17 protein-coding genes are annotated in these 21,715 nt (G+C 34.6%); 5 read left to right on the top strand and 12 right to left on the bottom strand.

Translation table 11 applies throughout. From position 1 onward, the window contains the following. Nucleotides 1-45: 45 nt before the first annotated feature. From EQM13_RS06305 to glsA, 12 genes are all read right to left on the bottom strand, one after another. On the bottom strand, nucleotides 46-3,324 hold the full coding sequence (locus tag EQM13_RS06305) for a UvrD-helicase domain-containing protein (protein WP_083381947.1): 3,279 nt from the start codon (nucleotides 3,322-3,324) through the stop codon (nucleotides 46-48). After that, a complete protein-coding gene (locus EQM13_RS06300; RefSeq protein ID WP_161567184.1) occupies nucleotides 3,312-6,335 on the bottom strand; it encodes a PD-(D/E)XK nuclease family protein in 3,024 nt (1,007 codons plus the stop codon). The genes EQM13_RS06305 and EQM13_RS06300 overlap by 13 nt, the downstream gene beginning before the upstream one ends. 57 nt (nucleotides 6,336-6,392) lie before the next feature. Then, a complete protein-coding gene (nagZ, locus tag EQM13_RS06295; protein ID WP_206172891.1) occupies nucleotides 6,393-7,604 on the bottom strand; it encodes a beta-N-acetylhexosaminidase in 1,212 nt (403 codons plus the stop codon). Nucleotides 7,605-7,844: 240 nt separating this feature from the next. After that, entirely contained in the window at nucleotides 7,845-8,240 is a 396-nt protein-coding gene (locus tag EQM13_RS06290; protein ID WP_114218575.1) for a manganese efflux pump MntP, read from the bottom strand. 339 nt (nucleotides 8,241-8,579) lie between these two features. Further along, complete coding sequence (locus tag EQM13_RS06285; protein ID WP_128752283.1) at nucleotides 8,580-9,407, bottom strand: NlpC/P60 family protein; 828 nt, start codon at nucleotides 9,405-9,407, stop codon at nucleotides 8,580-8,582. Nucleotides 9,408-9,441: 34 nt separating this feature from the next. After that, nucleotides 9,442-10,392, bottom strand: a complete 951-nt coding sequence (locus EQM13_RS06280) for an ATP-binding cassette domain-containing protein (RefSeq protein WP_128752282.1) — start codon at nucleotides 10,390-10,392, stop codon at nucleotides 9,442-9,444. After that, entirely contained in the window at nucleotides 10,382-11,434 is a 1,053-nt protein-coding gene (locus EQM13_RS06275) for an ABC transporter ATP-binding protein (protein WP_128752281.1), read from the bottom strand. The genes EQM13_RS06280 and EQM13_RS06275 overlap by 11 nt, the downstream gene beginning before the upstream one ends. An 11-nt stretch (nucleotides 11,435-11,445) precedes the next feature. Further along, the gene (locus tag EQM13_RS06270; RefSeq protein WP_128752280.1) at nucleotides 11,446-12,438 is read right to left on the bottom strand and encodes an ABC transporter permease; all 993 of its coding nucleotides are present in this window, start codon (nucleotides 12,436-12,438) and stop codon (nucleotides 11,446-11,448) included. Then, nucleotides 12,438-13,382 (bottom strand): ABC transporter permease, encoded by a 945-nt coding sequence (locus EQM13_RS06265; protein ID WP_071140775.1) that lies wholly within the window; start codon nucleotides 13,380-13,382, stop codon nucleotides 12,438-12,440. Before EQM13_RS06265 ends, EQM13_RS06270 begins: the two co-directional genes overlap by 1 nt. Before the next feature lie 121 nt (nucleotides 13,383-13,503). Beyond that, a complete protein-coding gene (locus tag EQM13_RS06260; RefSeq protein WP_128752279.1) occupies nucleotides 13,504-15,339 on the bottom strand; it encodes a peptide ABC transporter substrate-binding protein in 1,836 nt (611 codons plus the stop codon). A 414-nt stretch (nucleotides 15,340-15,753) separates the two neighbouring features. Beyond that, complete coding sequence (locus tag EQM13_RS06255) at nucleotides 15,754-17,610, bottom strand: sigma-54 interaction domain-containing protein (RefSeq protein WP_071140777.1); 1,857 nt, start codon at nucleotides 17,608-17,610, stop codon at nucleotides 15,754-15,756. Between the two features lie 144 nt (nucleotides 17,611-17,754). Further along, on the bottom strand, nucleotides 17,755-18,672 hold the full coding sequence (gene glsA, locus EQM13_RS06250; protein ID WP_071140778.1) for a glutaminase A: 918 nt from the start codon (nucleotides 18,670-18,672) through the stop codon (nucleotides 17,755-17,757). 290 nt (nucleotides 18,673-18,962) lie between these two features. On the opposite strand from glsA, the gene EQM13_RS06245 reads away from it, so the two are divergent. Genes EQM13_RS06245 through EQM13_RS06225 form a run of 5 tightly spaced genes read left to right on the top strand, consistent with a single transcriptional unit; the run spans nucleotide 18,963 to nucleotide 21,556 of the window. Beyond that, nucleotides 18,963-19,304, top strand: a complete 342-nt coding sequence (locus tag EQM13_RS06245) for a PadR family transcriptional regulator (protein ID WP_083381950.1) — start codon at nucleotides 18,963-18,965, stop codon at nucleotides 19,302-19,304. Then, nucleotides 19,301-19,648, top strand: coding sequence for a DUF1048 domain-containing protein (locus tag EQM13_RS06240; RefSeq protein WP_071140780.1), 348 nt, complete (start codon nucleotides 19,301-19,303; stop codon nucleotides 19,646-19,648). Before EQM13_RS06245 ends, EQM13_RS06240 begins: the two co-directional genes overlap by 4 nt. A 9-nt stretch (nucleotides 19,649-19,657) precedes the next feature. Further along, a complete protein-coding gene (locus EQM13_RS06235) occupies nucleotides 19,658-20,008 on the top strand; it encodes a DUF1048 domain-containing protein (protein WP_071140781.1) in 351 nt (116 codons plus the stop codon). Between the two features lie 18 nt (nucleotides 20,009-20,026). Further along, entirely contained in the window at nucleotides 20,027-20,785 is a 759-nt protein-coding gene (locus EQM13_RS06230; protein WP_071140782.1) for an ABC transporter ATP-binding protein, read from the top strand. Continuing rightward, nucleotides 20,786-21,556 carry an ABC transporter permease gene (locus EQM13_RS06225; protein WP_071140783.1) on the top strand — a complete coding sequence of 257 codons (771 nt, stop codon included), beginning with the start codon at nucleotides 20,786-20,788 and terminating at the stop codon, nucleotides 21,554-21,556. Nucleotides 21,557-21,715 lie beyond the last annotated feature (159 nt).

Genomic DNA, 21,715 nt, shown 5'->3' with positions numbered 1-21,715 from the left:
GTCGATATAACAATTCCCTTAAATAAGGTAATTTAAAATATTTTCTTACCTGTTACATATTCTATAAAAATTACAGTGTTGATAGCAATCTTTATTTCTGCTATATTTTTCTATTTCATCGTTTCCAGAAACAAAATGAATAAAATCCTTTATCTTACCCATATTTTCTTTTAAAGCATTCTCCGATACATCTATATCTTCAAATTCTCCCGATTCCAGTAAAAAGAGCTTTGCTCTTATTACTTCTATATTGTAAATATCGTGAAGGGCCTTGGCATATAATTGAAGCTGAGGCCTATATCTGTCAATCAGAGATATTTTATCTTCTGTCCTGTTCGTTTTAAAATCCCATATTTCCCCCTTACCTCCTATAATATTTATCCTATCGATAATTCCATATATAAAGTTATTCTCCATATTATAATAAAATCTCTTTTCTCTATAAATTTTATCATATTCTTCATTATAATATTTTAAATAATTATCTATATACGGATATAATTCATTAAAAACATTCTTAGACATCCCCACTCCGTAATATTCAGCTATATTACCTATTAATTCGTCGATATCCTTATTCTTTGAATATAATTCACAAAACTTATGGACGATTTCTCCCCTTAACGTAGGACTAATAATGTGCCCGTTTCCCGAATTAATATTGAAATTTCTGTTATTCAGCGGTAATTTTCTGTAATAACTCATATAAAACTTTCTTTTGCATTCCCTGAAGCTTAAATATTGAGAAACAGAATAATAATTGAAAACTCTTTTATCCGAATCCTGAGGAGAAATATAAATATTATCCTGGTTGAGACTTTTCTTTTCAATCACTTCTTCTTCATTCTGATTTTCGTCATTTGTCTCAACAGAACCGTATTTATCATATTGTACTAAATTTAGAAATTCACTAAGAAATCTTTTAAATCCCTCGTTTTTCCCCTGCATCCCCAATATGAGCTTTTTTTCTCCCCGCGTCAGGGCTACATATAATATTCTCTTATTTTCCTCTTCTTCTTTTTTTCTCTCCACCTTTTTCAAATGATCATAAAAAGGTGAAACTTCTTCGTCTTTAATCCCTATTCCATATCTTTTATCAAATAAAATTTTTGAACTATCTTCCATAAACTTTTTAGCCAGCTGCGGAATGACTACCACCTTAAATTCCAACCCTTTTGATTTATGTATGGTAAGCAGTTTAACTTCATTTTCTTCCTGAGATCGAATTTGAGCTTGGGATTCATCCATTCCTCTTTCTTTTAAGTAATCAATATAATCTATAAAATCCTCTAAAGTTCCTTCTTCTTTTTCATAAAATTTCCTCGACATTTCAATAAATTTATATATATTTCCTACTCTTTGTTCTCCCCCTCTTAAAAATTTTAACCCTTCTGCATAATAAGTACTTTTCACTATATCTTCTACCAGAAGATTCAGTTGTACTAAATTTTTCTTTCTAATAAAAGATGACAGAGTACTATAAGCATAATTAATCTTTTCCCTTTCGTCAAAAGAAATATTATTCAAACCATCCTTCATGGCATCTAAAATGGACTTTTTGCCTTGCCTTAAAAGCCAATATATACTTTCATCAGATAAACCAAACATTGGGCTTCTTAGCACTCCTGTTAAAGAAATATTATCAAAAGGATTGCTTATTCCTTTGATACAGTTCATCAGATCAATTATTTCCTTCTGTTTGAAGAATCCTTTACCTCCCAAATTATAGTATGGTATGCCATATTCTCTCAAGGCTTCTTCATATATGTAATCGTCTGTAGTACTTCTGAAAAGTACGGCAAAGTCTCCGTAAGTATATTTTCCGCTTTTAACCAATTCCTTTATTCTTTTACTTATAATTCTGCTTTCATATACTTTATTATAATAGGAATCCGACTCTCCCAACGGGATTTCCAAATCTTCACATTCAAGAATTTCTACATCTACTTGATTTTCAGATATATGGGTAAAATTTAGTTCATTATATTTATCTCCCATAATATTTTTGAACATCTCATTTATAAATTTCAAAATCGTATTCACAGTTCTGTAATTTTCTTTTAATACAATAGGCTCAATCTCCGATACTCTTTTTATATCTTCCATTGCATCATAAAATACCTGAACGTCAGCTCCCCTGAATCCATATATGGACTGTTTGGGGTCTCCTACTATAAATAAATTTTGTCTGTCCAAATCGGATTTCTCAGTAGCTAATTTGTATATGATATTTTTCTGAAGTTCATTGACATCCTGAAATTCGTCTACCATAATATATTTATATTTATTTTGATATTTTCTAAGTATGGTTTCCTTGTTAAGGAGGTTTAAAGCCTCTATTTGAAGGTCTTCATAATCAAGAACGCCTTCTTCCTTTTTTCTGCCGGAATATCTGTTGTCTATATCAATTAAACAATCCAGTACAATTTCATAAAGCCATCTTCTGTCCTTTTCTTTTATCATTACTGCTTTGTCCACATTATCCTTCAGCCTTTCGATCCTTTCCTCTTCACCCTTCATATTTCCTATAAATTCTTTAAGATATATCAAAGCATCCGCAATATTTTCGTTTTCCCTTGAAGACTTAAAATTATTCCATACTTCATCATTTTTTAGCTTGGCATATTTGGAATTAGCTCTTCCCTTTTCTATAAGATACAAAAAATCATCCTTAATCTTCTCAATCAAATTTTTGTCCAATGATATTTCGTCAATATTCCTCAAAGTAATTTCCCTTAAATCCTTAAAAGTCATACCGGCATTTCGAACTTCATTATAAATTTTTATAAGAATTTCTGCAATTTCATTAATATTATAGACATTGAATTCTGAGATAAACCTATATACCCTATCATCTTTTTCTACATTTTCTATAAGATAACCGTATACGGTTTCATATAAAAGCCTGTCCTGTCCCTCTTCGTCCAAAATTTCAAAGGAAGGATCAACGGCAGCTTCTACCGGATTCTCCCTCAGCATCTTTGAGCATAAACCATGGATTGTAGATATACTTCCCCTTTCCAAGTCTCTGTACAGCCTCCTCCATTTTTCGCCTTGAGAAAATCTCTCTTTAATCAGCCCCCTTATTCTTTCTTTCATCTCTCCGGCTGCTTTTTTGGTAAATGTAATAGCAAGGATAGATTCTATTTCTTTTCCCTCTTCCAGATCTCCATTCTCAAGTATATAAACATATCTTTCGGTAAGAACTTTGGTCTTCCCTGAACCAGCCCCTGCATTTACGGAGACATTTCTGCCTATGGTTTCCACCGCTTTCTTCTGAGCTTCATTCAAGCCCATTTTTTCACCTTCTCTCAATATCTGCATATTTCCCTGTATGGACAGTAATCATCACATTCCCTTGGATTTATAGAAAAATCCCCTTCCTCCATATTATTTAAATAATTATTCATATTTTCAATTTCCGTATTCATAATACTTGTCCACTCTTCCGGTTTTAAAATTCCACTCCTCCTTTTCGGACCAAATAATTTTCTCCCCTCTTCCTTAACTATTTGAAATCTCACGTTTCCATTGGATATAATTATATAAGCTCCCGCCACAATATTTTTGTTTTTCTGACTCATAATATAAACGGGTAATTGAAAAGAAATGCCTTTCGTTATATCATCAATATTTCTAATTCCATAAGAGCTGGTCTTATAATCGTATATGACATACTTTTCATCTCCGTAAAATTTATCCAGCCTATCTATTTTCCCCATTATATTGATTGTTCTGTCTTTTAAATTCAAAGGAAAATCATAATCCTTACCAAATTCCACTTCAAAATCATAAGGAAGAAGCTTTTCCCCTCCCTGAACAATTCTTTTCAAATCCGAATCGATCAATTTAATAATAGAGTCAGCAATGGAATTTATTCTGATCTGCCAAACTTTATTTATATTTTTAACTCCGTTACTTTTTAAAATACTTACAACTCTTTTTTCTATCTCCGATGGAATACTGTTCATGTCAAATGCCTTTTCTCCCGATACATGTTTCTCAAAATCCTTTTTATGGGAAATATAATATTCCTTCAATACCTGATGAAAAATATTCCCCTTGTCCAATGGGGTAAATTCTTTTATATCCCTTTCCATTCCCTGAATATTTAAAATATAGTCCATCAGAAATCTATAAGGGCATTTTCCATAGGTTTCAAAAAAGGTAACGGAATACTTTTTATTTCTGAGAAATCCCTCAATATCATTTTGGATTTCATTACTATCGATAAAACCATTGTATTCATTAAATTTACCTTTCTCCCTTTCAATTTCACATTTTATATTCTTTCCGATTCTTCCTTCATCAGCCGTACATCCTCCAAAGGGCAGTTCAAATAAATAATTCATATCTACAGAAATTATATTTATTTTTTCTTCTATTTTGTCTCCTTTAAATAAATTCAAAAATTCATCCAAAAATATGGATGGAATACTCCCTTCATCTTCCGAACTTTCACAATAGCTTAAATACAGTCTTTCTCTGCATCTTGTAATCCCAAGTACAAATAAAAAGCCTTCCTTGTCCATTTTCTCATTATAATTTTTAACATCTATTCCTATATCTTTTAAATTCCAATAATTTTCCTCGGAAAAGAAAAAATTTTCATCTCTTAAATCGGGATAATTTTCTTGGGAAAGGCCGGCCATAAATACCGTATTATAATCAGTTCCTTCTAAAGTCAGCGGAGTAAGTATATTTATCCCATCCTTATCTCCAATAGTTTCAACTATGTTTTCATCGTCTAAATAATTTTTGAATATCCGAAAAAATTTTTCAAAAGAAATGTTCTCATAAACCATGGGGATATTCTCTTTCATTTTCATAAGAATATCTGCCATTTTCGAATAGGAAATAAAATCTCTGTAGAATATATCATAATCTCCCGTTTCATTATAAATATCAAGTATTTTTTCTTCTAATCCATATTTTTCTATTATCTCCATGACAGAACATATCATTTCATCTATATTTCCCTGATCAGGAATGGAATCTGCCTCTTTTCTCATCCCAATTATGGCTTCATATAAAATCCCTATCTCCTTGAAGTTGTCCTTCATATCATCTCTACCTTTTTTGATAAAATCGGAAAATATATTTTTTTCTTCTTCAATGGCCAAAATCAAATCGTCAATATCTTTAAATTTAAATTTTCTTAACAAAAATTCTCCTTTGCTTCCTTCTTCCGCAAGATTAAAATAATAACTTTTTATTCTGTTGATGATGCTTTTTCTGTCAAATTTATTTATCTTTAAAATAAGTATATTAAGAATATCCCTTATTAGAGGAATTTCGGAAAGCTTTCTTTCTTCATTAATTGAAAATTTGATTTTTTCCTCTTTAAATACCTTAAAAACCACATTTAAATATTCATTTGAACACAATATCAATCCTATGTCATTCAATTTTATTCCTTTATCAGCCGTTTTTTTGATTTCATAAGCGATTCTTTTTATCTCAGCATAGTTGTCGGAAGCTTTAATCAGTTTTATATTATCGTTTTTAACAAAGATTTCTCTTTCTTCCCCAAATAACTTATTTCCTATAATTTCAAAATGATTTCTTTCTTTATAATCCTTAAAATCTGTGATAAATCCTATGCTTTCCAAATCCTCTACGGTTTTTCCGACCGTGTTATAATATCTGTCAGTTTTAAACGGCATATTTATATATATGTCCAGGTTCACTTCCGTCATCAATTTAAGTATTTGAAATTCCTGAGGCCTGAAATCAAAAAATTGATCTATTATTATAAAGTCTAAATTTTCAAAGATTCCTTTAGCCTTATTTTCGTCTTCCAATAAATTAAAAAAAGTTTCTTCTCTGTCTGCAATATTTTTTTTATTTAAAAAACGTTCATATTCCTGATATATAAGCCCTATTTCCTTATAATATTGAGTATCCGGGCATCTCTTTAAAAAATCTTCCGGAGAAATTAAGGACTGTTTAATCTTTCCTATTATTTTCGAAATATCGTTTATAAATCCCTTGGTAAAGGCAATATCATCATAATAATTGATTTTTCCCTCATTCTTTAATTCCTTCATTATATTATTTAATATGGATTTTTTTATCTCCGAATCAATATATTTTTTATTTTTTAAATTCATCATATTATTTGCAATGTCATCAAATGTAATTATATTTATATCAAATCCTCCGGGCATTCCTTCAAGAAACATCTTTCTGTATTCAAAAATTAGATTTCCGCTGGGAAGTATATAGTAGAACCTATCCCCTTTATTTTCTCTTATATATCTCCTTCCCTTTTTAAGTAATTCATCTTTCATAACATTGTTCAACTCACTAAAATATACAACCCTCTTTGGCATACTCACACACCTCATCAATCCAATTCTTTCACTAAAATTTACTCTTCAGAAAAAATCCTATCTGTCATATGATAAGATATCTCTGGTTTTTCTGTTTATATCTTCTATATTAACTTCATTTATCCTTTCATCATTAACATATTTTTCTTTTAGCTTTAAAATTCTATATAATTTTTTATCAATATCTTCTTCTTTAATATCCCCCGATTCTACTGCTTCTTTTATTGTGTCAAGTACTTTATGTTCATTTTCATATCCATGACATACAAGTATTATGTCGCTTCCCGCTTTCAAAGATTTTACAGAAGCTTCCCCTATATCATAATTATTCATCACTGCACCCATAGTCATGTCATCGGTAATTATAACTCCCCTGTAATTAAGCTTTTCTCTTAATATATCGTTTATTATGGTATATGAAAAGCTTGCAGGATTCTCCCCATCAATTTTAGGGAATAAAATATGAGCTATCATTATCCCGTCAACTCCCTCTTCAATAGATTTCTTGAAAGGAAGCAACTCAAAATTATCTATTTCTTCAAAAGTTTTATCTACTACGGGAAGTTTTTTATGGGAATCAACTTTTGTGTCTCCATGTCCTGGGAAATGTTTCACTACGGATATGACGCCTGTGGATTTAATTCCACTCATTACTTGTGCTCCTTGTTCTATGACTATCTTGGGATTATCTCCAAATGATCTGTCTCCAATAACAGGATTCTTATAATTAGAATTTATATCCATTACAGGAGCAAAATCTATATTAAAACCTAAACTTTTAACTCTTGTTCCCAAAGCTTCTCCTATTCTAAAGGAATAATCTTTATCATTTTTATTCCCTACTTCCTCCATAGAAGGAATCTTGACAAACTCTTTGGAAAGTCTGGTCACTCTTCCCCCTTCTTCATCCAACCCTAAGAATAAAGGTATATTCCCCCTGTTTAAATCCTTTAAATTATTAAGTAATTCTAAGGTTTGGTCTGCGCTCTTTATATTGCCGGAAAATAAAATAATGCCTCCTGCATGTCGGCTTTCTATCATTTCCTTTATATTTTCATCAGCCTTTTCTCCTTCAATTCCTATCATAACAAGTTGACCGATTTTTTCTTCAATAGTCATGGATTTTATTTTTTCAGCTATTTCGTCTGGATTTTCCACATGTTCTGAATTTTTCTCATCATTAGGATCAGGTATATCTATATTCTTTCCTTTGCAGCCAAGAAGAAAAATCAATAAACAGGCTAAAACCACGATAATCATTTTTTTCATCATATTCACCCATTTCTATTTTTAGATTTATAGTATACCAAAATTATACTATAAATACTCAAAAACTACAAAAATCTTTTCTGAATCAGCCTGTTTGAAAACTTTTATATCCATAATATTTATATCAACCTGCAAACCTTATTAATTTACTATGTATTCTAAAATAGAAAATTTATGAAAAATATAACACAATTCAGTGAAGAATCCAAAAACATTCAGAAACAAAAATCATTAAACTATCTATATGACAAGTATTCCTGTGTGTTCAAGTATGATTTTTAATACCATAAGTATGAGAATAATACCTCCAATAAGCTCAGCTCCTGATTTATACTTCGACCCAAATACATTACCTATTTTCACGCCTGCCATTGAAAATAATAATGTGATAATGCCGATAAATCCAAGAAGAATAAAATCAATCCGGTGATCGAAAGCTGCAATTTTATCTGCCGGCTGAAAACCAAAGAAGTAGACGATTAATGGCATTACAGCTTGAAACGTACCAAAATACAATCCTACAATTAGCGACTTTTCCAGACTGACTGTTTGTAGAGATAAGCCAATACAAATTGATACAGCAAATGCATCCATGGATAGTCCGATAGCAATTAGAAACAGTTCTGATAAATTCATTTTGTAACCTCCCGTTATTTTGTATTTACAAAAAGAAAAACTCAGGTATAATCCTTACGGCAATACCTGAGCTTATAAATAAAAAGAATCCCACAAGACCATGTATAGCCGTTAAAGTTATACATGAGTCTCGTTATTTAAGACAAGCCAGACTGTTATCAGTCAGCATGTTGACTTATCACGCACACATTTTATGCGCTAACTACTCCCTCATGAGTATTTTCAAATTGTTTATTTATGATATCACTAATCTCCAAAAATGTCAATTACATAATAATTATCCAATCAAATAACTGTTTTTGCTTTTTGTAAACATGGTTATCTCAGGATAATGGATTATTAAAATATCGTTCCGACTTCTTTTATATCTGCAAGATCCTCTCTATAATTTTCATCTTCAGCATTGAGACTATTTATAACAACTCCACTGGACTTTCCCGTAGAATGAATATATTTTTCATTTCCTATATACATCGCCACATGACCAGGCCAGTAAAGCATATCTCCCAATTTCATATCTTTCCTTTTTATTCTTCTCATATTAAACTCTTCTTTTATCTGGGCATCCCTATAAATTATTATTCCGTTAATTAAATATGATATGGCACATAAGCCGGAGCAATCTATTCCCAATGGAGATTTTCCTCCCCATTTATATTGAGTTCCCATATAAGAAAGAGCCGTATTTACTATTTTTCTTCTTATATCCTCTTCTCGATATACAGACCCTATGTTCACCTTCTCTTTTACAAAATCCTTTCTAATCCAGCCCTTATCTCCTTGAGGGAATTCCATCTGAACCCATTGTTCCTCTTCCTTCCCCGTCAATTTAATTATAGCACCTCTTGTAAGCCGAATCAGAGGATATGACTGGAACTTAGGTTCCGCCATTACATCTACGATATTCCAGCAAACAGTATGGTTTGCATTTTCCATCCAATTCTTTGTTTTTTTATCATTTACATATATATAATCTTTATTTACATATCCTTTATACCTATAGTCAGTCTCAACATAATACCAGTTATTGTCTACATTTTCTAATATTTTGATTTTCCTTCCAAATAAAGATTCATCCACCATTTCCGTTCCAAATTCGGGACTTTTTTTCAATGGGCACAATGTTTTAATTATAATTCCATGAGTAAAATCGTCTTTTATATTCATATTCTTAAATCACTCCTTAACTACAAATTTAATCTCAGTTAAACTCTTTTAATACTTTCTTATATTGTTCCTGCTCCCTCTTATTTGCCAAAACAAAATGATTTCTCCCTATTTCAACCCATTCCGGTTTATCCTTATCATAATCATGGCATTTCGGATCATACACCTTCAGTATCTTATGCTTTTCCTTCACAGGATCAGGCAGCGGTATTGCAGAAAGAAGTCCTTGAGTATAAGGGTGAAGAGGATGCTGAAACAGTTCTTCTGTTTCCGCAAGTTCAACTATCTTTCCCTTCCTGATTACTCCTATCCTATCTGATATGAACCTTACGACAGACAGGTCATGAGCTATAAACAAATAAGTCAGCCCTTTTTTCTTTTGAAGATTAGACAAAAGATTTAAAACTTGGGCCCGTATTGAAACATCAAGAGCAGATATGGGTTCGTCTGCTATAATAAATTCCGGTTCCATTACTAAAGCTCTTGCAATTCCTATTCTTTGTCTCTGCCCTCCCGAAAATTCATGGGGAAACCTACTGGCAAACTCCGGAATAAGCCCTACGTCTAAAAGAGCATTTTCAACTTTTTCTTTTCTCTCCTTTTCATTCTTATAATTTTTTATGTTATATAATCCTTCCGATACTATATAATCCACTTTTGCTCTTTCATTAAGAGATGCCATAGGATCTTGGAATATCATCTGAATTTCTTTGGTTAATTCCTTATCCATTTCTTTACCGATCTTGCCATTAATACGGTGACCTTTAAAAATTATATCCCCTTTAGATGTTTCATTTAATCTCATAATTGCTCTCCCTATAGTGGTCTTCCCAGAGCCGGATTCTCCTACAAGTCCAAAAGTCTCACCTTTATAAATCTCAAAAGTCACATTATCAACGGCTCTAAATCTGTTTTTCTTTTTTCTTCCGAATTCTATGCATAAATTGTTAACTTCCAATAGTACTTCTCTCTTATTATATTCCATTATTATTCACCTTCCATTGCGACCTCAACATCTTTATGGACTCCGGCGGCTCTACCTTTGGAGCACGGGGATCCAAAAGCCAAGTTTTAACTTTGTGAGTAGGACTTACTGAAAAATAAGGAGGCTTTTTAATAAAATCTATTTTTAACGCTCTCGGATTACGAGGAGCAAATGCATCTCCCTTTATCTCATTAAACAAATTGGGAGGAGTTCCTTTAATAGTATACAACTCCTTGCCTTTAATCCCCAACTGAGGAAGGGATGACAAAAGTGCCCAGGTATAAGGGTGCTGAGGATTATAAAAAACCTCTTCACAAGTACCTATTTCAACAACATCACCGGCATACATAACGGCAATTCTGTCTGCCACATTAGCTACTACTCCCAAATCATGAGTAATATATATAATGGTGAGGCTATATTTTCTTTTTAAGTTTTTTAAAAGTTCCAATATCTGCGCTTGTATAGTCACATCCAGGGCAGTAGTAGGTTCATCACATATAAGAATATTGGGTCTGCAGGCAATAGCAATCGCTATAACAACCCTCTGTCTCATGCCTCCTGAAAACTCATGAGGGTATTGGGAATATCTTTTCGCCGGTTCAGGAATTCCTACATCCTTGAGAATATCCACCGCTGCTTTTCTAGCATTTTCCCCTCTTAACCCTTGATGAAGAATTATAGTCTCTTCAACTTGTTTTCCAATGGTTTTAAGAGGATTTAAAGAAGTCATGGGTTCTTGAAATACCATTGCTATTTCTTTCCCTCTAATTTTTATCCAATCATTTTCAGTTTTATATTTTGTTATATCTTTACCCTTATATTCTATGCTTCCGAAGTCCACCCATCCGTTCTTATCCAAAAGCCCCATAAAGGTCTTAGTAAAAACTGATTTGCCTGATCCTGATTCTCCTACTATTGCTAAGCTTTCGCCCTCATATGCATCCAAAGATATCCCTCTTATAGCCGTTAAAATCCTCCCTCTTAATTTAAATTTAACTACAAGGTCTTTTACGGATAATATAACATTCTCTTCCATCATATCATCCCCTCCTATATGTGATTTCTTGGATCAGCCGCATCGGCAAATACATTTCCGATTACATAAAAAGATATTGTTATAATTGATATAACTATTGCAGGAAATATTAGCTGATAACGCAACGATGAGACCATCATAACAACTCTACCCTCATTTATCAGATTCCCTAAGGATGGAATACTTATTGGCAACCCGAGGCCTATATAAGTCAAGAATACTTCGGAACCTATGGCTTCCGGAATAGCTAAAGCCATTCTCAGCATAATAACGGAAACTAAATAGGGAAGAAGGTTCCTGGTTATAATTCTTCGAGTTGGAGTTCCGAGACATTTAGATGCTAAATTATATTCTCTGTCCCTTATAATTACTATTTGATTACGGACAAACAATGCCATTCCGCGCCATCCGGTTATGCACATTGCAAAAACTAATGTCCCTATGCTGGGACGCATTATATAGGTCAGCAATATCAAAATTATAGTTGTAGGTATATTATCAATGACATTATAAGCCTCAGTAATAAAACGATCAAGACTTCTGACATAGCCCCACAATGCCCCTATGGTAATTCCCGCTATAGCTTGCCATATAGCTACTAAAAGTCCAATCATTAAAGAGGTACGGGTTCCGCTCCATATACGGGACCAGAGATCTTGACCTATGGAATTTGTCCCAAATATAAATTCCGAATCGGGAGGATGATTCCTAAGCTGCATATTGGTAGCCGGATCAATATAAATTTGAGTAGGTGACTTTTGATTGGGAAGTATAGGCTGAATAAATGTAAAAACTAAAAGAGCGATCATTATGATTAAAAAAAATAACGCGGCTCTATTTTTTATAAACACATAAAATGTGGACCTCCAGTAAGAGTAATTGGAATATCCTGTACGTTCTGCCAAGGAATCATCATATTCCTCAAAATCAAACAAGGCTTCATCCGTTTTAATAGATTCGTTGATCCCTTCAGCGAGCTTAGTTATTTTTTTGTTTCCTATTCCCATTATCTCGCACCTCCCTTGCCTTCTAATTTAATACGGGGATCAAAGGATGCCATAAGTATATCTCCAAGGAAAAGGCCAATTATGCCTATTGAAGAATAAATAAGAACAAGTGACTGAACCAAAGGATTATCCTGCCTTTGAATAGCCGTTACAAGAAGACCTCCCATTCCGGGTATTGAATATAAGGATTCTATATATATGGAACCGGATATGGTATACAAAAGGGAAGCAGGTAAATATTGTGCCATAGGCACAAAGGCATTTCTCAAAACATGCTTCACCATGACTTTTTTATCTTTAAATCCCTTAGCCCTTGCTAATTTTACATAATCCCTATTTAATTCATCTACCATGTATCTTCTCATCCACATGGCATAAGAAGCCGTGCTTCCTAAGGACATGGAAATAACGGGAAGTATCCAGCTAAGGTGATCACTTTGTTTAAAAAGAATCGGAAGCTTAAAAATATCAGTGGCATAAAGTTGAATAAATAAATAATAAACTGCCGCGGGAACAGCATTTATAATTACAATATATCCCGTTCCGATTTTATCCCAAACTTTATTTTTACTTCGTGCCATCAGTATTCCCATAGACACTCCACAAATCAACGAAATTGCCATAGCAGACAACCCAAACTCAAGAGAATATGGGATTTTACTCTTGAGTATTTCTATTACAGGCACTTTAGGCCTATATATGGTCGATGTTCCTAAATCTCCCGATAAAATGTTTTTATAAAAATTTACTAATTGTACGTGCAGAGGGTCTCTAAGTCCCATGCCAGTTAATATTGCTTCCTTTTGTGCTTCATCAAGTTTTTCATAACTATCTCCAAAATATCCCTCTTCCGGCATCAGACGCAATAAGAAAAAAACTATTGTTATAACAATTAATAGCGTAACCATAGATTGAAATAATCTTTTTAACGAATATTTTAACATGTTTCTCCTTCCTTTCCGATTATCATCCGATAATTATGCTTTCAAAGGATCGCAATATAAGTTAATTTTAATGCAAGGACTATGGCTATAGCCCTTGCATTAATTTCATTCACCTCTTATTCTATTGACCTGCTTCTTTTAATGCCTTAGTACGGTTCTCCTCCCATTGTTTCAATTGTTTATCATATTCTTCCGAATTCATTGACTTCTCCATAACCTTTTGTCCTTTAAACCTTAAAGAAGAAACGCCGAAGGGTGAATAAGGAGATTCAAAGGGGTTCAATTTAGAAGCCGAATATCCGCCGCCGCCAATTGCATAAGGAATAACAAAAGCCTCATCTATAAAGAAACTTTCTGCCTCTGCAAATAATGTATATCTCTTTTTAATATCTAATACTTCATTTCTTGCTGCCACTATCATATTTTCATATTTATTTTTACCGTTAGATTCTTTATAACCTTCTGCTAATTCAGGCCAGTTATATGTTCCTTCCTCCATAAAAGGCCCTGTATACGTTTCCGGATCGGCATAGTCCGGTCCCCAATTACATTCAAGAATTGCATATTTTCCTGCACGCCTCACTTCTCCCAAAAATCCTGTAGGTGGTTTTGAGTCTATTATTACATCAATATAATCTTTGCCAAGCAAGCCTTCAAGTTGTTGTTCCACTACTTGAGCACGATTAGCCCATTCTGTACTATTTGTATTGTAAGGCATTAATATCTTTATCGGCAATGTTGCTCCTGCCTCTTTAAGCTCCGTTACCGCTTTTTCTTTATATTTCAAAGTCAAATCCTTATTGAAAGAATCGGTATTTGAAATCTCGGCCAAACCATCCAATTGAGTGTAATCAACTCCATCTACACTTACAAAATTTTTAGGCGTTATTGTGTTACTTATCCGCTTTTCGGGATCATAAGGCTCTTCAGTGAGCATAGCTGCTTTTCTGTCTAAAGCATGAAATATTGATTTGCGGAAATTTACATTATTAACTGCAATTTTCCAATTCTGTGGTTCATATTCTTCTGAAAATTTAGGGTCAAAATTGAATGCATAAAAATAAGTAAAGAAACTGGTTCTATTGGGACGAATTTGAGCTTCTTTTTCAGAATCCTTCATCCATTCATCAAGAGCCGAAGAAGGAATATCGGCATAGCTTACTTCTCCTCGAAGGAACAGTTCCGGCGATAAAGTAGATGATTCCTTATTATATATATAGTTTATATTCGCAATAAAGATATTGTCTTTATCCCAGTAATTTTCATTTTTAACAAGAATCCTTCTGATCTGAGGCTCAAAGGTTTCCAGTATATAAGCGCCATTGTATAAAATATTCGTATTGTCCGTACCGAATCTATCTCCCTTTTCGGCTAAAAACTTTCCGTTAACAGGGAAGAAACACGAATAATTAAGCATTGACAAAAAATAAGGTGTAGGCTTTTCAAGAGTATATTGAAGAGTATATTTATCTACCGCTTTTACTCCCACTTCTTCAAAATCCGTAATCTCTTGATTATAATATTTTTCCGCATTTTTGATAACGCCATAAACTACATTAGCCGTTTGGGATTCGTTTTTGGAATCCAAAATATACTTCATAGCATCTACAAAATCCTGTGCCGTAGCCTCTGCATATTCTTTGCCTTCATTAGTTACCCATTTAACTCCTTCACGAATTTTAAACGTCCATGTCAAATTATCGTCGGATAATTTCCATTCAGTTGCCAAACAAGGCACTATCACTCCATATCTGTCATAATCAACTAAAGTATCTATCAGATTAGCCGCCAGCCCATATTCTACTTCCGATGCGGTAACCAGATAATTTAAAGTCTCTATTTCCTGCGCATAAGCTGTCGTGTACTCCTGAGGTGCTTCGTCGTCCCCTTCTTTGCTTGATCCGCAGCCAACCAAAAAAATCAGTAATGCCATAGTTAAAGCCATTATTCTTTTCATACCGTATCATCCCCCCTCTAATATTTTAATCGCAGCCCTATATTTTTTGATACCTCCTTAATTAATTATTCATAGTAAAACAATATAAGAATTTTCTGAAATTTCTTTTATGTTAATTTAAGCAATTAATATGCCAATTCTGATATCCATTACATACTCCTATTTTTAATATAAAAAAAGCTTCTATCAAATCTTAATATACTAAGGATACATTCCTTGAAACCCATTTTAGTTCAACCATATATTAAGGAGATCATGACTTTCCTATGGGTTATAAAAAAGGCATTCTCAAAATATTATTTTCCGAATTTTCGTAATAAAAAAATCAAATTAATTCAATAGCTATTGGAATTTTTTCATTATATCAACATTAAAATTTTTTCCTAAAAAAAGTACATATTCCTTATTTCCGCATTAATTAATTGAATATTTTCTCAGCTTCTCATAAAAAGTAGTTTTGCTTACGTCTAAAGCATTCATTGCTTTTTTCTTATCCCCATTAAAATATTTAAGAGCATTTTCTATTGATTTCTTTTCATAATATTTTACAATATCCCTTAAGGGAACTATCCTATCCCCGTTAAAATTATCCTGTTCTTTTATATTTATGGTCAAATTCTTGGACAAAATGGTACTACCCTCTGATAAATTTATTGCCCTTTCAAGAATATTTTCCAATTCTCTTACATTCCCGGGCCATTGGTATTTTAAAAGCATATTGAATGCTTCCCCAGACATCCTTTTATCTTCACTTCCAATTCTCTTACAAATATTTGGAAGCATTGAATTTACTAATGGGTATATATCATTTTTTCTTTCTCTTAAAGGAGGTATATATATGGGAAATACATTTATCCTGTAATATAGATCTTCCCTAAATCTTCCTCTAAGCATTTCTTCCTCTAAATTTTTATTTGTAGCAGCTATTATTCTGGTTTCAATTTTAATCTTCCTTGTTCCTCCAACACGATAAAAACTCTTATCTTGAAGAAATTGGAGAAGTTTTACTTGTAAGCTCAAGGGTATTTCTCCAATTTCATCTAAAAATATGGTTCCTCCTTCAGCGATTTCAAAGAATCCCTTTTTGCCCTCGTTTTTTGCTCCGGTAAAAGCTCCCCCTTCATATCCGAACAATTCTGTTTCAAGAAGGCTTTCTGCTATTACACCACAATTAACGTGAACAAAAGGGTTATTTTTATTTTTGCTGTTATCATGAATAGCTTTTGCTAAAAGAGTTTTTCCTGTTCCGCTTTCTCCCATTATCAATACGGTGGAATTAGTTCTTGATGCCTTAATAGCAAGATTCTTTACATATTCCATCTCTTTGCTTTCACTGATTATTTCAGGAAAATATTTCTGTCGGCTTTTTCCTTCAAGTAATTTCTTTTCAGCTTCTTCCAGACTTTGAAGAGCCTCATCTCTCTCCTTTATTACTCTCTTGATTTCAGAAATATCTTCAACAATTAATGCAGCTCCTATTCTTTTACCATTCTTATCAACAGGTAAAAGAGTACACATCGTAGGAATACCATTGATTTCCTTGAACTCATCAGAATAACTTAAATCTTTGCCTTTAGCTACTTCCAAAAATTCCTTGATCGTCGAACTTCCTTTGTGTATTTCAAATATATCCTTTCCTATTATATTAAGTATTTCAAAATTTTCTCCTTTGGCCCTATAGATTTCTCCCTTCAATATATCATTTATGCTTTCTCTTCTTGCTGTATATCCGGGAGACTGATAAAATTTCATTTTTTTTGTTTTACCATCTAATATAACTATATGTCCTACAGCATTTATATAATTCATAGTATATTTTTCTCCGTCAATTTCGATGGTTATAATTTTATTTGTAAAGTCAATAACTACGCTGATATTCATATCAATGAAATTTGTTTTAAACTTTAGCGTCTCCTGATGTTTGTCTTTCTTTTTATGCAAATATACGGGCTTTACTCCGCAAACATCATAAACGCCCACAGCTATTAATGCATCTCCCGTGTCTATTCCCTTATCTTCTATTCCTATGCATTTCAATGAAGAATAAGTAAGGTTTCCGTCATCCCGAGATAATGAATTGTCTCCGATTATTACAATATCTCCCTTTTTAATAGCTCCTCTTTCATGGCTTATATGTTGATTATATATTATTCCAAATATCTCTTTGGCTTTTTTATTATATACTTGTATTTTACCTTCGTTGTCTATAACTATAAAACCTTCCGACATCATATCCGTAAACACATTCACATATTCATTGTCACTGAACATATAGGCCCACCCTTTACTTAAAATTTTATTCAATAATTTCTAATTATTCCAATAAATAATTTATATTTTTATCACATAGATTATAGCACTTATAGTTATCAAAATAAAGCAACAAACATATAGAGGAAATATATTGCAACTTTTTTAAAATATGCTTAAGTTTAATTCTGCTGATAAGCCTTCAAGTATCCCCCAGGCTCCTACAGAATTCCCTTTATTGTCAAGGGAAGGTCCATAAGCTCCTATTCCCATTTTATGAGGAACTGAGGCCATTATTCCTCCTCCTACTCCACTTTTAGCTGGAATTCCCACTTCTATGGCAAATTCTCCGCTGGCATCATACATACCACACGTCACCATAAAAGTCTTTATAATTCTGGCAATACGTTTACTGGCTATTTCCTCTCCTGTAAAAGGCAGTCTCCCTTCATTGGCAAGAAGAAGACCAATTTTGGCTATATCTACACAACTAACCTCAATTGAACACTGTTTGAAATACACATTTAGAATTTCTTCCGGATTTTCTTCTAAAATACCCATATCCTTAAGTAAATAAGCCATAGCCCTATTCTTGTTCCCCGTCTCTCTTTCTGATCTGTATACTTCTTCATTTACTTTAAGCTCTTTATTGCCGGTTATCTTTTTAAAAAGATTCAATAGCCTCTCAAATTTTTCCTCCCCATTTCTGCCTTTAATTAAAGAACAAACAGCTATGGCTCCCGCATTGATCATGGGATTTAAAGGTTTGGATACGTCTGCTGTTTCCAGCTTGTATATAGAATTAAACCTATCTCCCGTTGCTTCCATTCCCACTTTTGTAAAAACCTTTTCCTCGCCTGTATCCAGAAGTGCAAGCATAAAGGAAATAGTTTTAGAAATGCTCTGTATGGTAAATAAAGTTCTATAATCTCCGGAAGCATATGAGTTTCCGGACATATCTATTACACAAACTCCAAGATTGTCTATATCTGCTCTTGCCAAAGCAGGAATATAATTTGCCACTTTTCCCTTATGAGTTAAGGGCAGATTAATTTTAACCAGGTTGTCCAATAATTCTTGCATTTTTGTCCCCCTTTAATTTAATTATTATATTATAATTATATAATATATATCAAAAATAGACTATACAAAAATGTTTCTGTGCCATCTACCAGCTAAGCTGACGACTTTTCTCAGCTATCCATTTTAACCCCATAAAACTTAATCTCTAAAGATAAGTCATAATCTAAAAAATCCTATATTATATTTTGTATAATATAGGATTTACATTTATCAATATTGACAAACCAACTACTATGTGATACTATATAGTAGTAGTCAGTATCACTTCATATCAGTCATACAAAATAGCAATGGGGGAGATTGTTCTGGAAAACCTAACGGAAATGCTCAAAGGCGTGCTTGAGGGCTGCGTCCTTGAAATAATAAGCCGCAAAGAAACCTACGGTTACGAAATCACGCGGCAGCTGAACGCCATCGGCTTCACAGATGTTGTGGAGGGAACGGTGTACACCATTCTGATCCGGCTTGAAAAAAACAAACTGGTAGACATCACCAAAAAGCCCTCCGACATGGGACCGCCGCGAAAATTTTTCGCGCTCAATGACGCGGGGCGTGAGGAATTGCGGAAGTTCTGGGAAAAATGGGAGTTCGTATCATCAAAAATTAGCGAGTTAAAGGAGGAAAAGCAATGAATTTTTGGGATAAAATTACAGGCAACGATATGACTAAAGAATTGAAAGCTTTTGATTCGCGAGTAAAAAAGCTTCCGGCAGATTATCAAGAGGCATGGGACAAAATCGGTTTGAATCTTTGGGCGTACGCAGATTTCACCGGCCGCAACCTCATGCCGATTCTCGATGGCGTGCTTGGCCTGCTTGAAGAATCGGCAGCAGACGGTCAAAGTGTGGAAGAGGTTTTGGGTGACGATATCAAAGGTTTCTGTTCAGCGCTGGCCGGCGAAGAAGGGGCAAAGTCTATTCGTGACAAGTGGCGCGAACAACTCAACAATAATATTGCTAAAAAATTAGGTAAATAGGAGGATAAAATGAGAATACAAGATATCATCGAAGGCAAAAAAGAGTGGCGGGCGCATATGACGCGTGTCAAAGCACTCCCGCAGGATTATCAGATTGTTTATAAAGAGATTCAAAAATATCTCTTTAAGGTCGGCCCTGTTGAGCTGACCGAGGGGACGGGCTTGCTCTCAGGGATTGTAGATCTTTTTGAGGAGGGCGCGGCCTCGGGGAAGGGCGTTCTCGAAGTGACGGGCAGTGACGTGGCGGCTTTCTGCGATAATCTGATCAAAGATTCAAAAACTTACGCTGACATCTATCAGAAATCTGTTAACCAAGAAGTTTACAAGGCCATAAAAAAGGATACGGATAAAACAAAGTAAAAGGGGGATATTATTGAGATGGAAAAAGCAATTCAAGTGAAAGGGCTGCAAAAGTCCTACAAGAAACTTCATGTTCTAAAGAGCGTGGATTTTGAGGTGGAAAAAGGCAGTATTTTCGCTCTGCTCGGCTCCAACGGCGCAGGCAAGACAACAATTGTCAAGATACTCACTACTCTGCTGAAGCTGGATGGAGGCACCGCCACCGTAAACGGCTTCGATGTTGTGTCAAAGCCCGACAGTGTGAGGCAGTCCATTAGCCTGACCGGGCAGTTTGCCGCTGTGGACGAAATTTTGACCGGGCGGGAAAATTTAATCATGATTGCTAAACTAAGGCACCTGAAAAATCCGCATCAGGTGGCGGAAGATCTGCTAAACCGTTTCAGTCTGGCCGCAGCCGCCGGCCGCAGGGTTTCCACCTATTCGGGCGGTATGCGCCGCAGGCTCGACATCGCAATGAGCCTTATAGGAAAACCGCAAGTTATTTTTCTCGACGAGCCGACCACCGGACTTGATCCCGAAGCACGTATTGAGGTCTGGAAGGCAGTCAAAAAGCTTGCTAATAATGGCACGACGGTGTTTCTGACCACGCAATATTTAGAGGAAGCCGAACAACTGGCAGATCAAATTGCCATTCTGCATGAGGGCAGGATTATCGCCAACGGTACGCTGGCGGAATTGAAAAAGCTGTTCCCGCCTGCAAAGGTGGAGTATGTTGAGAAACAGCCGACCTTGGAGGAGATATTCCTCGCAATCATCAGCAAAAAGGAGGAAAAATAAATGGAAACGATTAAGAAACACTTTTTCAGTGACCTGGGCGTCATGCTTGGACGTTCCATGCGCCATATTTTTCGCAGCATGGATACCATAATCACAGTTACCATCATGCCTATTGCGATGATGATGCTGTTCGTCTATGTATTTGGCGGCGCAATCCAAACCAGCACGGATAACTATGTGAATTACCTGCTGCCCGGCATTATGCTGATCGCGATTGCAAGCGGCATATCCTATACGTCTTACCGTCTGTTTATCGATAAGCAACGGGGCATATTTGAACGGTTTCATTCCATGCCGATAGCACGTTCAGCCGTGCTGTGGGGGCATGTGCTGACCTCGTTGGTATCCAACGCAATCTCGGTTGTCGTCATCATTCTAGTAGCGCTGATTATGGGCTTTCGTTCGTCGGCTGGAATACTGTCATGGCTTGCAGTAGCTGGTATACTTACGCTGTTTACGCTGGCTTTAACTTGGGTCGCGGCGATTGCCGGACTGTCCGCAAAATCAGTGGACGGTGCAAGCGCCTTTTCCTATCCGCTTATCTTCCTGCCATTTATCAGTTCAGCCTTTGTACCGACTAAAACGATGCAGCCGGTTGTTCGCGCCTTTGCCGAAAATCAACCAGTAACCTCGATAGTGGAAACCATCCGTGCAATATTGTCAGGCCAGCCCGTTGGCAATAACATTTGGATTGCGCTCGCATGGTGTCTTGGTATTCTTGTAGTTGCACATTTACTTGCAATGAGGGCTTACAGGCGTAACGCAGCTTAATGTTTGCAGATATTAAAATGATAGTGGTTTGCCATTTTTCATAGATACTACTTAGCTATCAGTCCATAGTTAAATGCACACTTTTAAGGGTCCTCCATGGAAATTATGCGCTCGAAGGGCTCTTTATGCGCCGAAATTATTTGTATTCGCTTCTATAGC

The organism is Acidilutibacter cellobiosedens, assembly GCF_004103715.1.
GTDB classification, from domain to species: domain Bacteria; phylum Bacillota; class Clostridia; order Tissierellales; family Acidilutibacteraceae; genus Acidilutibacter; species Acidilutibacter cellobiosedens.
The sequence above is the reverse complement of the archived record's forward strand: the minus strand, read 5'-3'. Positions and strand labels throughout refer to the sequence as shown.

What these genes read in the sequence shown, in the direction of transcription:
- EQM13_RS06245 (WP_083381950.1), top strand. Translation starts at nt 18,963, where the DNA reads ATGGGGGAGATTGTTCTGGAAAACCTAACGGAAATGCTCAAAGGCGTG.
- EQM13_RS06270 (WP_128752280.1), bottom strand. Translation starts at nt 12,438, where the DNA reads ATGGGAATAGGAAACAAAAAAATAACTAAGCTCGCTGAAGGGATCAAC.
- EQM13_RS06280 (WP_128752282.1), bottom strand. Translation starts at nt 10,392, where the DNA reads ATGGAATATAATAAGAGAGAAGTACTATTGGAAGTTAACAATTTATGC.
- EQM13_RS06235 (WP_071140781.1), top strand. Translation starts at nt 19,658, where the DNA reads ATGAGAATACAAGATATCATCGAAGGCAAAAAAGAGTGGCGGGCGCAT.
- glsA (WP_071140778.1), bottom strand. Translation starts at nt 18,672, where the DNA reads ATGCAAGAATTATTGGACAACCTGGTTAAAATTAATCTGCCCTTAACT.
- EQM13_RS06300 (WP_161567184.1), bottom strand. Translation starts at nt 6,335, where the DNA reads ATGCCAAAGAGGGTTGTATATTTTAGTGAGTTGAACAATGTTATGAAA.
- EQM13_RS06285 (WP_128752283.1), bottom strand. Translation starts at nt 9,407, where the DNA reads ATGAATATAAAAGACGATTTTACTCATGGAATTATAATTAAAACATTG.
- EQM13_RS06290 (WP_114218575.1), bottom strand. Translation starts at nt 8,240, where the DNA reads ATGAATTTATCAGAACTGTTTCTAATTGCTATCGGACTATCCATGGAT.
- EQM13_RS06265 (WP_071140775.1), bottom strand. Translation starts at nt 13,382, where the DNA reads ATGTTAAAATATTCGTTAAAAAGATTATTTCAATCTATGGTTACGCTA.
- EQM13_RS06230 (WP_071140782.1), top strand. Translation starts at nt 20,027, where the DNA reads ATGGAAAAAGCAATTCAAGTGAAAGGGCTGCAAAAGTCCTACAAGAAA.
- nagZ (WP_206172891.1), bottom strand. Translation starts at nt 7,604, where the DNA reads ATGAAAAAAATGATTATCGTGGTTTTAGCCTGTTTATTGATTTTTCTT.
- EQM13_RS06305 (WP_083381947.1), bottom strand. Translation starts at nt 3,324, where the DNA reads ATGCAGATATTGAGAGAAGGTGAAAAAATGGGCTTGAATGAAGCTCAG.
- EQM13_RS06255 (WP_071140777.1), bottom strand. Translation starts at nt 17,610, where the DNA reads ATGTTCAGTGACAATGAATATGTGAATGTGTTTACGGATATGATGTCG.
- EQM13_RS06275 (WP_128752281.1), bottom strand. Translation starts at nt 11,434, where the DNA reads ATGATGGAAGAGAATGTTATATTATCCGTAAAAGACCTTGTAGTTAAA.
- EQM13_RS06260 (WP_128752279.1), bottom strand. Translation starts at nt 15,339, where the DNA reads ATGAAAAGAATAATGGCTTTAACTATGGCATTACTGATTTTTTTGGTT.
- EQM13_RS06240 (WP_071140780.1), top strand. Translation starts at nt 19,301, where the DNA reads ATGAATTTTTGGGATAAAATTACAGGCAACGATATGACTAAAGAATTG.
- EQM13_RS06225 (WP_071140783.1), top strand. Translation starts at nt 20,786, where the DNA reads ATGGAAACGATTAAGAAACACTTTTTCAGTGACCTGGGCGTCATGCTT.